The following is a 16,294-nucleotide window of genomic DNA, read 5'->3' on the forward strand; positions in this document are numbered from 1 at the left end:
AGGTTGATAAATTATGCGCGATCGCCGCAGGTGGGGCATAGCCCATCGCACAAGCAGAATCATTTTAATCGCTTTGAGTGCTTTTCTGGTAACAATTGCACCTACATTCCCGCAGAATTTTTCCGGGTTTTTCTTTGCGCCACAGGTGTTAGCACAAACACCAAATCAGCAGCAAACGGAGGCTGTCACTGGAAGTTTTATTGATTACTTTGCAGAAGAGAGACAATTTAAAGGGCATGAGGGTAGCGTTAACAGTGCGAGTTTTAGTCCTGACGGTAAGTTAATTGTGACAGCAGGTGCTGATAATACTGCTCGTGTCTGGGATTTTGCTGGAAAGCAGGTAGCAGAATTAGTTGGGCATCAAGGCAATGTTAAAAGTGCGAATTTTAGCCCGGATGGGAAGTTGATTGTCACTGCATCTTTTGATGGTACTGCTCGTGTTTGGGATGTTTCGGGTAAACAGCTAGCTGAGTTAAAAGGGCATCAGGGTAATGTTTATAGTGCGAATTTTAGCCCAGATGGTAAACAAATAGTAACAGCAGGTGCAGATAAAACTGTCCGGTTATGGGATTTATCTGGCAAACAGCTAAAAGAATTTTCAGTCCATGAAAGTAGTGTGTACAGTGCGAGTTTTAGTCCAGATGGTAAGCGCATCGTAACAGCATCGGCAGATAAAACTGCGCGAGTTTGGGATTTGTCAGGTAAGTTGCTAGCGGAGTTGAAAGGGCATACTGACACTGTTTGGAGTGCAAGTTTTAGTCCAGATAGTAAGCAGATTGTTACAGCGTCGGATGATAAAACTGCCCGTGTCTGGGATATATCAGGTAAGCAGTTAGCAGTTTTAGAAGGGCATAAGGATAGTTTGTATAGTGCGAGTTTTAGCCCGGATGGAAAACAAATTGTAACTGCGTCAGTTGATTTTACAGCCTTAGTGTGGAAGTCATCAGGCAAGTTGATAGGAAAATTACAACAGCATACTGGGGGGGTGAATAGTGCCAAGTTTAGTACAGATGGCAAGTGGATTGTGACTGCGGCTAATGATGGTACAGCCAGAGTGTGGGATATGGGTAGCAGGTGGTTTATTGAGTTACGTATACATGATCATGTAGTCCAGGATGCCACTTTCAGCCCTGATCGTAAGTTAATTGTCATTGCTTCTACAGACAACACAGCCAGTGTATGGGACATAAGTGGTAAACTAATCGTTGAACTAAAAGGGCATGAGCGTGGCGTTAACAGCGCCAGTTTTAGCCCAAATGGCAAGCTGATTGTCACCGCATCGGATGATGATACAGCTCGTGTGTGGAATACTAATGGTAAGCAGTTAGCCATTTTTAAAGGGCATGAATACCATAGAATTACAAGTATTAACTTCAGTTCCGACAGTCAGCTAATTGTTAGCACCGCATTTGATGATAAAACTGCACGAATATGGGATATCAACGGTAAACAAATTAGCCAACTCCAACATCAAGATAAAGTCATAAGTGCTAGTTTTAGCCCAGATGGCAAGTAGATCGTCACCACATCTGATGATAAAACTGCACGAATATGGGATATTAACGGTAAACAACTAGCCCAACTTCAACATCAAGATGAAGTCACAAGTGCTAGTTTTAGCCCAGATGGCAAGTTGATTGTCACCACATCTGATGATAAAACTGCACGAATATGGGATATTAACGGTAAACAAATTAGCCAACTTCAACATCGAGATAAAGTCAAAAGTGCCAGTTTTAGCCCAGATGGCAAAGTGATCGTCACCGGCAGTGCCTATAATATTAATAATAACAACACAGCCCTAATATGGGATGTTAACGGTAAATTACTGACTCACCTGCAAGATAAGTCTGCGTACACAGGTTATGCTGATAATGTCAGCTTTAGTTCTGATGGTAAGATTATTTTTACCACATCTTGGAATATAACAAATGTGTGGGATATTAACGGTAAATTACTGACTCAAATCCCCGGTAAACTGAGCCAGAGCTACCTCGATAGTGAATTGATTCTCACTGTATCCAATAAAGCTGTGCAATTGTGGTTTTTGTCAAAAAATACTAAACCGAACTTGCCAGATAATCGTTATGTTGATGCAAAAGAATCCCCAATAAATTTAAAAGAAGATACTGGTATCAGTGACGCTCATTTTAGTCCAGATGGTAAGTTGATTGCCACTGCATCTTATGACAAGACTGCGCGAGTGTGGGATGTTAACGGTAAACAACTCGCTTTACTTCAGCATCCGAGTGATGTCTCTAGCGTTAGCTTTAGCCCTAACGGTAAACTGATTATTACTGTAACCGCACGCAATAGTGAAGGTGCTGCACGGGTATGGGATTTTAACGGACAACTACTTACTAGGCTCGATGAGTATGGAATCGAAAGTGCTAGCTTCAGTCCAGATAGCAAGTTAATTGTCACTGTATCTGATGACAACACAGCACAAATATGGGATATAAACGGTAAATTACTTACCAAACTCCAGCATCAGAAAAGTGTCAAAAGCGCTAGTTTCAGCCCAAATGGTAAATTGATTGTCACTGCATCTGATGACAACACAGCACAAATATGGGATATAAACGGTAAATTACTTACCAAACTCCAGCATCAGAAAAGTGTCAAAAGCGCTAGCTTCAGCCCAAATGGTAACTTGATTGTCACTGTATCTGATGACAACACAGCACAAATATGGGATATAAACGGTAAATTACTTACCAAACTCCAGCATCAGAAAAGTGTCGAAAGCGCTAGTTTTAGCCCAAATGGTAAATTGATTGTCACTGCATCTGATGACAACACAGCACAAATATGGGATATAAACGGTAAATTACTTACTAAACTCCAACATCAAGATATTCTCTCTAGTTCTATTTCTAGTGTCCACTTCAGCCCGAATGCGAAACTTATTGTCACTACTTCGGTTTTTGGCAAGACAGCAAATTTGTGGGATATAAACGGCAAACTACTTGCCCAGCTTCACCATCAGAGTGTCTATGTTGAAAGTCAAGGCTTTAGCCCAGATGGTAATTTTATCCTAACTAAATCTGGTGATGTAGCAAAATTATGGGATATTAATGGCAAACTGCTTGCTCAACTGCGACATGAAAGTGGTTTCAACAAGGCTAGCTTCAGTTCTAATGGTAAGCTGATTCTCACTATATCTGATGACAAAATCGCGCGAGTGTGGGATATTAATGGCAAACAAATCACCCTAATTCAACTTCAAGATGGTATAGATAATGTTAGTTTCAGCCCAGATGGTAATCTAATTCTGAGTACCACGTTTTTGGATAACACTGCGCGAGTGTGGGATGTTAATGGCAAACTAGTTACCCAACTCCAGCATGAGCATTTTGTACATAGTGCAAGTTTCAGTCCCGATAGTAAACTGATTGTTACTACAGTGTGTACTCCGAAATGTAAAGATCATATTGCGAAAGTATGGGATATTAGCGGCAAACAAATCATCCAATTCCAGCACCAAGGTGGTTTTGGTGATGCCAATTTCAGCACCGACGGGAAGCTTATTATCACGTCACCCTTTAATAGTGACACTGTAAATGTGTGGGATATTAATGGTAAACAACTTGTCCAACTCCAGCACCTAAGTGAGGCTCGTCTTAGTCCAAATAATAAGTTCATTATCACCGCGGGCAATCAACCCTTAGTTGTAAAATTATGGAATATTAATGGTAAACAACTCGCCCAATTCCAGTATCATAGAATTTTCAAAACTGCTACCTTCAGCCCAGATAGTAAGCTGATAATTACTGAATCTGCAAATACGGGCAACTTGCAAATATGGGACACTAACGGTGAACAAATCTCTCTACTCCAACAAGAAGGTATTATCTCGGATGCCAGCTTTAGTCCAGATAGCAAGCTGATTCTTACTGCATCCCATGACAGCATCGCACGAGTCTGGGATATATCTGGTAGGCTAATAACGAAAATTAAAGGACATCAAGGTAGTTTAAATAGTGCTGTTTTTAGCCTAGACGGTAAAAGTATACTCACTGCATCTAAGGATGGGACTGCCCGTATATGGGATTTATCTGGCAAGCAATTAGCTATTTTGAGTTTAGCTCCTCCTTCTTCTTCCCCCAAAGTTGAAGCAGGCAGACTGCGTGATCTACAATTCTACGCCCCTAACTGCGCCCAAGCATTCGACCCTTGGCAAAAAGCTCTAAAACTTTACCAAGAAATCTCCGACACTGAAAATCAAGCAGTCATCCTCGAACAACTCGGTAACGCTTACTATTGCCTCAGCGACTACACCAAAGCCATCAAATCCTACAATGATGCTCTAGAAATCGCCAAAAAATCCAACTATCTTCAAAGACAAGTCAAAAATCTAGCTAATCTCGGTAATGTTTACAATTCCTTGGCTGACAATGAGATAGCAATTAAATATTACAATGATGCTTTAAAAATTATAGAGCAAAATCAAGACGCACAACTTAAAACAGATGTTTTACAAAATCGCGGCAATATTTACATATCCCAAGGTAAATATAACGAAGCAATTCAAGACTTATCGCAAGCATTAGCTATTGACAAAAATGCTTCCAGTGTTGCTAAAACTAAAGTTAATTTGGCAAATATTTATTATTCATTGGGTGACTACAATAAAGCAATTCAATATTACAAAGAGGCTGCCGAATTTATTCCCGGTGAAGCACTAGGAGGGTTAGGTAATGTTTACCTTGCACTTGGCGATACTATAAAGGCGATGGAATTACACTCCTCAAGTTTAGCGAAAGCACAACAAAATGAAGATAAGGAAGCTGAAGGTAATGCTTTAAACAATCTTGCCAATGCTCTGCGCCAAGCTGGTAAACTGCCTGAAGCTGAAAAATATTTGCGAGATGCGATCGCTATTTGGGAAAATCTCCGCGTAACATTAGACGATGCCAACAAAATATCTATCTTTGAAAAGCAAACTCGCACCTACCGCCTACTACAAGAAGTGTTGATTGCTCAAAATAAAATCAATGAAGCCTTGGAAATATCTGAACGTGGTAGGGCGAGAGCTTTTATTGATTTACTCAATAAACGATTATCCCCTAATCAAACAGAACAATCAAAAGTTTCAGCAGTGAATATTGAACAGATTAAACAAATTGCTAAAAACGAAAATGCAACCCTGGTTCAATATTCCATAATTACTGATGAATTCAAAGTTGATGGTAAACCACAAACTCAAGATTCAGAACTTTATATTTGGGTCATCAAACCCACGGGAGAAGTATCATTTAATCGCAGCGACCTCAAAACTTTGTGGCAAAAAGAAAATACAACTCTCAAGCAATTAGTTGACAAAACCCGTCTTTCTATTGGTGTAATAGACATTAAGAGCCGCAATCCTCGTGGTGTCATAGTTTCAGCAGCAGAGGGAGCAAATCGACCCAAACGCTTACAACGACTCCATGACTTTTTAATCAAACCCATTGCAGATATCCTACCCAGTAACCCCAATGACCGAGTTATCTTTATTCCTCAAGGTGAATTGTTTCTTGTTCCCTTCCCCGCGCTGCAATATGACCAAGATAAATACCTAATTGAAAAACACACCATCCTCACTGCACCATCAATTCAGGTATTAGATTTCACATCAAAGCAAAAACGAAGTGTAGAAACGTTAAATACCAAGTATCTCATTGTAGGTAATCCGACGATGCCAAAAGTGGTGTTGGAACCAGAAAAACCCCCTGAACAATTAATATCTCTACCTTGGGCGGAAAAGGAGGCTAAAGATATTGCTTCAATCCTCAAAACCAAAGCACTAATAGGTAAAGAAGCCAGCAAAACCGCAATTTTACAGAAAATGCCCGAAGCCGGAATTATTCACTTTGCTACCCACGGTTTACTTGATGATAACCGGGGATTGGGAAGTGCGATCGCTCTTGCACCCTCCAGTAAAGATAACGGTTTACTCACTGCTGAAGAAATCTTAAACCTGAAGTTAAATGCAGATTTAGTCGTTCTCAGTGCTTGCGACACCGGACGCGGACGCATTACTGGTGATGGTGTAATTGGTTTATCTCGTTCTTTAATTAGTGCAGGTGTCCCCAGTGTCATTGTCTCCTTGTGGGCAGTTGATGATAATTCCACATCTTTTCTGATGACCGAGTTTTATCAAAATCTGCAACAAAAGCTTGACAAAGCTACGGCATTAAGAAAAGCCATGCTCACAACCATGCAAAAATATCCTGAACCCTTAAATTGGGCTGCATTTACCTTAATTGGGGAATCAGAGGGTTCGTAGTCAGCACAAAGCGTGCTTTCTTTCTTAAAGGCTGAAGCCCCTACTACAAACCTCACTACAAAATAATCTCTCAATCAAAGAAAATAACATGATGAAACGCATTACATCTGGCATTTTACTAACTGGTTTTGTTTGGTCTGGCTTGGGTATGTTCTCTCTCCCACCACAAGTTACCGCAGTTGCTCAAACTCAAGACGATGGTAATTTATTTTACCTTTATAAAGGACAACGCATTCCCCTAAACCAACGGCAAGATACGATCGCAGTTGCCTTTAAAAAAGTGGCAACCCGTGACCTGGCGGCTACCCCCCTGTACCTCCAACTTCAAAAAGACCTCCAGGGTAGTATTCGCGCCATTACTCCACCAAGGGTCAGTCCTTTGGGCGAGAATTATGCTGTGGTCAGTCTGCCAACGGGAACTAGGGATATTGTGCAGCAGAACATTCAACAGCAAGCTTATGTGCAAACTACCCTACCAGTGCTGAGTCGCAGCCAACGCCAAGAAATCATTATTGTCCCCAACGAAATTATCATCAGCTTTGATGCCAAACTGACCGAGGCTCAGAGACAAACAATTTTACAGCAAAATAATTTAGCGATTGTCCGTCCATTGCGCTTTAACCGCGATCGCTATATAGTCAAATCCACTGTTGCTTCTGGTACAAAAATTCTCAATACTGCCAACCAGTTAAACAGTGTGAAAGGAGTTACTTCTGCTGCACCCAACTTTATCCAATCTGTGACTGACGGAAATCTCAAAACAGCTGCTAAACAAGTCGCTAATCTGAAAAATTCTCAGCAATATTACAATCTGACGAAACAGAATACTGTCCCTCAATCTACTAGAGCTATTTCCCAAAAAACCAACTTCCTGGGATTGGCCTGGCATTTGGATAGTTTACCTCTTAAACAATGTCTGCAAGAAGAGGTATCGAGCTGGGAATCACTGCAAACTTGTCTGCAAAAACCAAATGTAACAAAATCGGCTATAACCCGTACAGATATGCGGGTTACAGATGCCTGGAAGCATAGCAACGGCGGACGCGGTGTAGTTGTGGCAGTTATCGACAGTTTGATTCAATGGGATCATCCCGATTTGGCAGATAGTTTGTATACAGTGAAAGCTGCTGATAAATGTCCAGGGGAAGTCCACGGCTGGGATTTTTCTGCTGGTGGTGATAGCAGCAACCCCTGCGAAAACGGTGATGCTGATACTCGCGTCAGCCCGGTAGAACTGGCTATTCTCGCGGCCAAATTTCAAGATACTTTCCAATTATCTGATGCCAAATTAGTTCAGCAATACCCCGAAGAAGCCCTGGAGGTGAAGCAAAACAACCCAGATTACTCTCTAGAGCAAATCGCTACTGTTTTACGTTACGTTTTTCGTACTTATAAAATAGGTGCGGAATTTCACGGCACTTATGTAAGTGGAACCATTGCTGCTAAACCACAAAATGGTGAAGGACTAGTAGGTGTAGCTCCCAATGCTCAAATTTTACCAGTGCGGGTATTTGGGTTGAATGGTAGTATTCTCACCTCAGCTTACATCGAAGCCATTGGCTACGCAGCCGATCGCGGTGCTGATATCATTAATCTTAGCTTGGGTGCTAGTCTGCCATCTGAGGGAGAAGAAGAAGCGATCGCTGATGTTCTCAAAGCACATCCTAAACTAGTAATTGTGGCTGCTGCTGGCAACGAAAATCTCAACCAAGTATCTTTTCCTGCTGCTTACACAGGAGTAGTTGCAGTTGGGGCAACTAATATTGTTGGTAATCGTGCGCCCTATAGTAACTACGGTAAAGGATTAGATGTAGTTGCACCCGGAGGCGACTTAGATGTACCAGGATTGTTGGGTGGAATTCCCGCTACAGGCGGTACTTGGCTGAATGCTTTCTGGCAAGGTATCCCCAATCCTGAATCTCGTTGGTCTTCTGTGGTTGATCTTAAAGGTAAATACTGGTGGGTGCAGGGTACTTCTTTTTCTTCGCCAGCCGTAGCGGGGGTAGTGGCATTGATGAAAGGAGAAAATAGAGAACTTAGCAGAAAAAGCTTAGTTAGTATCCTGAAATCTACAGCCAGTTATGAAGGGCTAAGTATGTCTCAGGAAGATACTAAATTATATGGTTCCCTGCCAAGTAAAAGTGCAGTGTCTTCCTCAGTTAAAGGTCAGCAGTATTTCTTTGGTAAAGGATTAGTCAACGCTGATGCGGCGGTGGAAGCGGTGAAAAAGGGACGATAAAGCCAATTTGGATGTTTAAGATGTAGAGACGCTGCAATGCAACGTCTCTACTGTTGGGTGCTAAATGGAAAATTGCGTGTTTTTAGGCATTTACAACCGTGGGAAAAATCCGACTCAAGTCCAATAAGACATCTTCAAATCCAGGAATCGCAACTGACTGATATGGCAAAAATATCTGTTTGCTGAGATAATTAAATTCACCTTGAGCATTTTGATACGGTTGGCTGTAACTCTCAAGTTGGCGAACATTTAAGTTGACAATCCAATAATCAGAAATTCCGGCTTCTGCGTAGATTTCTAACTTTGTTGTTTGGTCGTAAATTAAGGTTGAGTCCGAAATTTCAATCACTAAAAAAATATCTTCAGGATAAGGATGATGGGCGAGATAATCTTCATCTTTGCCGCGTGCGATCGCCACATCTGGTTCAGGTTCGCTTTGATTTGGCAAAGTAATCGGATCTTGTCCACGAATTACGGCGCGATCCCCCAACAATCGATCCAATTGGCGGCATAATATAGAACCGCAGACTGTATGAGGTGTGCCCTTAGCTACCATTTGTATTAGTTCTCCGCGAATCAACTCGATGCGATCGCTCTCTTGTAGAAATTCCAGTTCAATCAGCCGATGATATTCGTCAATAGTAAATCGCTTTGGTGTGACAACGTTCATGGGATATCACCGATTTAATGGTTATATAGCAATCCTATTTGATTTATAAACTACTTGCTGAATTTTGCATATCCTCCAACCGACGAGAGATATATGTTTGTAAATTTCTCCCTCCTGTATAAAAACTTCTGGATCTAAAATCTATGCGCGATCGCAAACTTAGTTTAACCGCATTGATCACTCTCATCTTGACTGTTTCACAACCCATCGCAAATTTGCCTCCACTATTCAAGGTGGCGCAAGTATTGGCGCAAACGCCAGCAGAACGGAAAGTAGAAGCAGACCGACTATTGCAGCAAGGTTTTGAGCAATATCAAACCAGTCAATTTGAAGCAGCATTACAATCTTGGCAACAAGCGCTAATTATCTATCAAGAAATCAAAGACCGTTTAGGTGAGGGTCAATCTCTGGGTGGTCTGGGAATGGCTTACTATTCCCTGGGAGACTACGCTAAGGCGATTGAGTACTACCAGCAGAGTTTGACGATCGCCCGAGAAATCAAAGACCGTTTAGGCGAGGGTGCTGCTCTGGGCAATCTGGGAATTGTTTACCGTCTCCTGGGAGAATACGCTTCAAGCATTGATTACCACCAGCAGAGTTTGGTAATTTTCCGTGAAATCAAAAACCGCTTAGAAGAGGGTAATGCTCTGGGTAATCTGGGAACTGCTTACTATGAACTGGGAGGCTACGCTGAGGCGATTGAGTACCACCAGCAGAGTTTGGCTATTGCCCGTGAAATCAAAAACCGCTTAGAAGAGGGTAATGCTCTGGGCAATTTAGGAAATACCTACTTTTCTCTAGGAGATTACCCTAAGGCCATTAATTACTACCAGCAGAAATTGAAGATTGCTCGTGAAATTAGAAGCCCTCAAGGTGAAGGAGAATCTCTGGGTAGTCTGGGACTTGCTTACTATGCTCTAGGAGATTACCCTAAAGCCATTGATTACTACCACCAAGTATTAGCTATTACTCGTGAAATCAAAGACCTCGCAGGGGAAGGAGCAAGTTTAAATAATCTAGGATTAGCTCTCTATAAATTTGGCAATCTCCCAGATGCAGAAAAAAGCCTCTCCCTTGGCATTGGAGTATGGGAATCTGTCAGGGAAAGATTGGCCAACAATGATAGCTACAAAGTCTCTATTTTTGAAAGACAAACAGCGGCTTACGGCTTACTACAACAAGTCCTAATTGCTCAGAATAAAACCAAAGAAGCTCTAGAAATTTCTGAACTGGGGCGCTCTAGAGCGTTTGTGGAGTTATTGACTTCACGCTTGTCTGGCAAAAATATCGATCAAATCCCAGAAAAACCTACAATATCGCTGCTGCAACAAATCGCTAAACAACAAAATGCCACTCTCGTTGAATATTCAATTACTGTTGATGAATTCAAAGTTGAGGGCAAACGAAAAATTAGTGAATCTGAACTATATATTTGGGTAATCAAACGCACAGGTGAAGTTACCTTCCGCAAAGCTAACCTGAAACCCCTGTGGCAAAAAGAAAAGACAACTCTTGATAACCTCGTTACCACCAGCCGCAACTCTATCGGTGCAAGAGGTACAGCTTTTCGCGGCATAAATGTAACTTATAACCCCAATGCACCCAAAGCAAAAAACAATTTAAAGCGTCTACACGAATTATTAATCAACCCCATCGCTGACTTATTACCCAAAAATTCTAGCGATAGAGTTATTTTCATTCCCCAACTTAGCCTATTCCTCGTTCCCTTCGCCGCATTACAAGACGCAGACGGTAAATACCTGATTGAAAAACACACGATCCTCACATCACCATCAATTCAGGTTTTAGATTTAACCCACAAACAGAAACAACGGACTGGCACAAAACCCATAGAAGGGAAAGATACGCTGATTGTAGGTAATCCAACAATGCCTTTTCTCGCCCCAAAAATCGGCGAAACTCCGCAACAATTAAAACCGTTACCTGGTGCAGAACAAGAAGCAGTTGCCATTAGCAAGTTACTCAAAACTGAACCTCTCATCGGCAACAAAGCAACAGAAGCAACTGTAGTCAAGCGTTTACCCCAAGCGCGATTTGTGCATTTAGCCACCCACGGCATATTTGATGATATCCAAGGATTAAATAGCGGTATTGCTTTGGCTCCATCGGGTAAAGATGATGGTTTATTAACAGCCTCCCAAATCCTCGACCTGAAGCTAAACGCCGAATTAGTCGTTTTAAGCGCTTGTGACACCGGACGCGGACGCATTTCTGGGGATGGGGTAATTGGTTTATCTCGTTCCTTCATTAGTGCTGGTGTACCCAGTGTCTTAGTATCGCTGTGGTCGGTTCCAGATGCGCCCACAGCCCTATTAATGACGGAATTTTATCAAAATCTGCAAAAAGGCTCCGACAAAGCCCAAGCACTGCGGCAAGCGATGCTGACGACGATGAAAACTAATCCAAATCCCGTTGATTGGGCGGCTTTTACTCTCATTGGGGAAGCTGAGTAGTTTAACTAATTCGTAATTGTTAGAGATTCCTAAAAGATAATTTATATAACGCTAATATGAGCAAACTACATCCTCTAAGATTAATCCTGTTGCTGTGCCTATCTTTGGGTTCAGAAACAGTCAGCGCCTATCCCAAACCAACACCTTTAACCCCACCCTCTCAACTAATAACCCAAACCAACACCCCAGACAGCAACCGTGCTGCGGCTGAAAAAGCAGAACAAGAAGCCCGACAATTAAACAAACAGCATGCACCCTTATTAAGCCAAGTCATTCCTAAATGGGAAGAAGCTCTAAAATATTGGCGTTTAGCAGGCGATCGCAAAAAAGAAGCCAAAACTCTCGATCAAATTGCTAAATTTTACTGGTTTCGAGGAGAATATCCCAAAGCTTTGGAATATGCTCAGAAAGCACTACCTATTTGTCAAGCTTTAGGGGATAAGGAATGTGAGGGCGCAGTCACTACTTCACTTTCTTTGATCTACAAGGAAATGGGAGAATATGAAAAGGCGATCGCTAACAAGGAACAAGTTCCATCACTGTTTCCTCAAACTCTTGACTTGCCACCTACCGTTTTTTGGACAATTGGACAGATTTACGCTCAAAACTTAGGCGAAAAACAGAAAGCACTTGATTATTACAACAAAGCTTTGGCTTTCTGGAAAGAAAAAGGGGATGTCCTCAAACAAGCTGAAATACTCGATTATATAGCTATTACTTACGCAAGTTCCTTCGGTGAAATCGATAAAGGACTTGATTATATCAAGCAAGCTAATACTCTAGATCCAGAATTTAAGAGAGATAGAAGCACGTTCGATTTGATGTATACCTTGTTAAGCGAATCAAGTTGTTCTGATAAATTAGCATCAATAAAAAAACCTCCCAAGATTGATCAGCCAAAGAACTCGTCGAATCAATCAACAACCCCTAATACTGTCGTAGGTATTAACAATCTTATCGAAAAATGGAAACAAGAGGCTCAAAAATGGCGCACGCAAGAGACACTTTTGGGTGAGGTGGGAGTTCTAGAAAATATTGGCGGTCTAGGATACACAACAATTGGGGAATATCAAAAAGCCCTTGATGTTTATAAACAAGCACTAAAACTCAGGCAAATTATGGGCGGGAAGCCCGGCAAAGCAAACATACTTACCGATATTGCTGATATTCAAAACAAGCAAGGGAAAAAACAAGAAGCGATTGATGCCCTCAATCAAGCCTTAGACATTCAACGTCAGATTAAAAATCGTCCAGACGAAGCAGAGACTTTGTTGACTCTCGGTGATGTTTACTCATCTTTAGGCGCATATTCTGAGAGCATAAATGTTTATAGGCAAGCATTATCCCTCTGGAAAACTATTGGCGATCGCAGCAAGGAAATTAGGACTCTGAGCAACATTGGTGATATTTATCGAAAGTTGCAAGATTACCCACAAGCCCTGAATTCTTATCAGCAAGCTTTGTCTATATCATAAACAACGGGAAACTGTCACTATGAAGCCTCATTATTAAACCAAATTAGTAGAACTTACCTAAATTCGGGAGATTATCAACAAACAATTAGTTTTGGCAATCAAGCTCTAGCTTTATCTCGTAATTTAGAGACGGTTGAGCTTAAATTAGCTATAGAAGCAGGGACACTTAATATTCTCGCTCAAGTTGAGATTAAACAAGGAAATTATTCCCAGGCTCTAGAAGACTCTCAAAAAGCCATAAAGCTAGCACGAGAAATAGGTGCTAGGGAGATAGAGGGGATAGTTTACACCAAAGCGGCTGAAGTTTACGCAGCCCTCAAACAACCCGAAAAAGCTATACAAACTTATGAAGAACAACTCTCTCTCTATACTCAAATGGGCTTAAGTTCTGAACAAGCCCAAAGTCTCTACAATATCGCCAAACTACAACGCCAAAACAAGCAACTCCCAGCAGCCCTCACCCAGATAGATCATGCAATAAAAATCATCGAAAACATCCGCAAAGAAGTCGTTAGTTCAGATTTACGAACCTCCTTTTTTGCCACCGTACAAGATTATTACCGACTCAAAATCGACATCTTGATGGAACTGCACAAAAAAGACCCATCAAAAGGATATGATGCCCAAGCAATTGAAACAAGCGATCGCTCTCGCGCTAGGGGACTTGTAGAACTGTTAACCGAAGCACGCGCCAATATCCGCAAAGGTGCAAATCTAAAACTTTTAGAAGAAGAACAACGCTTACAAGCCTTAATTGATGCTAGGGAAAAACTGCGGTTTGAGATAGTTAATAGTAATAAAATTAAAGACCCAATTTTTCAAGCCAATGCTGACAACTTGAAGACAGAAATCGAGCAACTGCTGGGACAACAAAAGGAACTGGAAACGAAAATCCGCCAAAGTAGTCCGAAATACGCCAGCCTGAAGTATCCCCAACCCCTAAAATTACCGCAAATTCAGCAACAACTCGATAAAGACACGCTGCTGTTACAGTATTCCTTGGGCGAAGAACACAGTTTTCTATGGGTGGTGAGTCCCAATTCTCTCGATACTTACGAACTTCCCAAAAAAGCAGAGATCGAGAAAAGCGCCATCAATTTATTTTGTCTGATCAGCCATAACAGTTCTAAACCACCTTCGGTAACAAATAAAGAAAACCCCTGTACAGATATCAAAACTCAGAGTATTGATAAAGCCGCTACCGAACTCAGTCAACTCATTCTCGCACCTGTAAAATATAAATTAGGCACTAAACGCTTAGTTATTGTTGCGGATGGAGCTTTGCAATATGTTCCCTTTGCGGCGTTGGCTGACCTAACCTCCCAACTCCCTTCCCTACCAGTGTTGGGGGAAAAAGATAAACTCCCCTCCCCTACTAGGGGAGGGGCTGGGGGAGAGGTCATTCCGGGAGATAATGATAGAGGAGGTATTGATGTTAACCCAAATATTCCGGCATCACGGAACAACTTTAACTACCAACCGCTATTTCTTAACCATGAAATAGTCAATCTACCTTCCGCTTCAGCGATCGCTATTCAACGCCAAGAGTACGCCACACGCAAAGCAGCACCTAAAACTTTAGCTATCCTCGCTGACCCAGTATATAATGCTACCGATGGGCGAGTTACCAACGCCCAAAACAAACAACAAAATAAACAAGAATCCATCGACTTAGAGTTAGAACGCTCTGCTCTTAAACGTTCTGCCGATATTTTAAATTTCCAAGGTTGGGGACGACTTTTAGGTACTCGCCAAGAAGCCGAGACAATTTTAAAACTCGTACCTGACTCCAACAGTCTGCAAGTCTTGGATTTTGCCGCTAACTACATCTGGGGGACTTCCAGAAAATAAACTATTCCATCAGCAATAATGATAATCATTTTAAAGGGGGATGAAGGGGCTGCCGTCGGCAGCCCCTTCATCCCCCTTTTGTAGTAATTTGAATAATGACGCTTGTTTTGGAGTGTGGTAACTGGTGGCTATAGTATTAACTGATTCTCTCAAAAAGTTGTTAATTGAAACTGCATCTCAATTATTTGGTGCAGCAAAGCGTAAATTTATGGCACAGACAGTTCAGGGCTTAGGTTTAGGAGGGCAAAGGCTTGCACAATCAGAATTAGGATGGAATCGAGATACTATTAGGAAAGGAATAAGAGAATTAGAAAGCGGTATTACTTGCTTTGATAATATGAGTGCGAAAGGACGTTATAAAGCAGAAGAACATTTCCCAAATCTTTTAGAAGATATAAAAAATATAGTAGATTCACAAAGTCAAATTGACCCTAGTTTTAAAAGTCAAAGGCTATATACCAGACTCAGTGCTGCCGAAGTCAGAAAGCAACTAATAGAAAAATATGGTTATAGTGACGAAAAGTTACATACATCAGAAACAATTCGAGTCAAATTAAATGATTTAGGTTACAAGCTAAAAAGAGTAAAGAAAGTTCAACCTCAAAAAAAATTCCACAAACTGATGCAATCTTTGAGCAATTAGACATAGTAAATAAAGACGCTTCGGAAGATAAGACTGTTTTACGTCTAAGTATGGACGGAAAAGCCCGCGTTAAGATTGGCTCATTTGATCGAGGGGGTAAAAGCCGGAATGGAGCGAAAGCTGATGACCATGATTTTAATCCAAAAACAACTGTAACTCCTTATGGTATCTTCCTTCCAGAACTTGATGAGCTATTTTTATACTTTACAGAATCGAAAGTTACAAGCGATTTTATTGTTGATATTTTAGAAGATTTTTGGTTAGAAGAAAAGCATCGTTTTTCTGATATTCAAACCCTACTTCTCAATCAAGATAATGGGCCGCAGAATAGTTCACGTCGTACCCAATTTATGAAACGTATAGTAGAGTTTGCCCACAAACATCAAGTAAACATACGTTTAGCTTACTACCCTCCATATCATAGTAAATATAATCCGATAGAAAGGACATGGGCAATACTAGAGAATCATTGGAATGGCAGCATTTTAGATGAAGTTGAGACGGCTTTAAAGTTTGCTAGTACTATGAAATGGAAAGGTTCTCATCCAGTAGTTAAGCTAGTACACGAAACTTATGACCCACATTCCGCACTTCATGATGTAGTATATAAAGTTACGTAATTCCGTTCTGATACGAGTAGATAAAAATACTCATAAGCTTTAAGTAAGTCG

At 41.3% G+C, this 16,294-nt stretch carries 7 protein-coding genes and 1 pseudogene; 7 read left to right on the forward strand and 1 reads right to left on the reverse strand.

The window, feature by feature from the left end:
• Positions 1-13: 13 nt before the first annotated feature.
• The 3 genes from V7K76_RS28515 to V7K76_RS28525 all read left to right on the forward strand — a co-directional run bounded on the left by V7K76_RS28515 (position 14) and on the right by V7K76_RS28525 (position 8,510).
• Complete coding sequence (locus V7K76_RS28515) at positions 14-1,516, forward strand: WD40 repeat domain-containing protein (RefSeq protein WP_334950824.1); 1,503 nt, start codon at positions 14-16, stop codon at positions 1,514-1,516.
• Positions 1,517-6,271, forward strand: a complete 4,755-nt coding sequence (locus V7K76_RS28520; protein ID WP_335030288.1) for a CHAT domain-containing protein — start codon at positions 1,517-1,519, stop codon at positions 6,269-6,271. It begins immediately after the preceding gene.
• Between the two features lie 88 nt (positions 6,272-6,359).
• A complete protein-coding gene (locus V7K76_RS28525) occupies positions 6,360-8,510 on the forward strand; it encodes a S8 family serine peptidase (RefSeq protein WP_334950822.1) in 2,151 nt (716 codons plus the stop codon).
• An 82-nt stretch (positions 8,511-8,592) separates the two neighbouring features.
• Here the strand turns inward: V7K76_RS28525 and V7K76_RS28530 are convergent, their stop codons facing one another.
• On the reverse strand, positions 8,593-9,180 hold the full coding sequence (locus V7K76_RS28530; RefSeq protein WP_334950820.1) for a Uma2 family endonuclease: 588 nt from the start codon (positions 9,178-9,180) through the stop codon (positions 8,593-8,595).
• A 143-nt stretch (positions 9,181-9,323) separates the two neighbouring features.
• Between V7K76_RS28530 and V7K76_RS28535 the strand changes: the two genes are divergently transcribed.
• From V7K76_RS28535 to V7K76_RS28550, 4 genes and pseudogenes are all read left to right on the forward strand, one after another.
• Positions 9,324-11,654, forward strand: coding sequence for a CHAT domain-containing protein (locus V7K76_RS28535; protein WP_334950818.1), 2,331 nt, complete (start codon positions 9,324-9,326; stop codon positions 11,652-11,654).
• A 56-nt stretch (positions 11,655-11,710) separates the two neighbouring features.
• On the forward strand, positions 11,711-13,129 hold the full coding sequence (locus tag V7K76_RS28540; RefSeq protein ID WP_334950816.1) for a tetratricopeptide repeat protein: 1,419 nt from the start codon (positions 11,711-11,713) through the stop codon (positions 13,127-13,129).
• 150 nt (positions 13,130-13,279) lie between these two features.
• Positions 13,280-14,980 carry a CHAT domain-containing protein gene (locus V7K76_RS28545; RefSeq protein ID WP_335030290.1) on the forward strand — a complete coding sequence of 567 codons (1,701 nt, stop codon included), beginning with the start codon at positions 13,280-13,282 and terminating at the stop codon, positions 14,978-14,980.
• 337 nt (positions 14,981-15,317) lie between these two features.
• Positions 15,318-16,243 (forward strand): annotated as a pseudogene (locus tag V7K76_RS28550) (ISAzo13 family transposase).
• Positions 16,244-16,294: the final 51 nt, after the last annotated feature.

This window comes from Nostoc sp. (assembly GCF_036917975.1).
In the GTDB taxonomy this organism is placed as follows: domain Bacteria; phylum Cyanobacteriota; class Cyanobacteriia; order Cyanobacteriales; family Nostocaceae; genus Nostoc.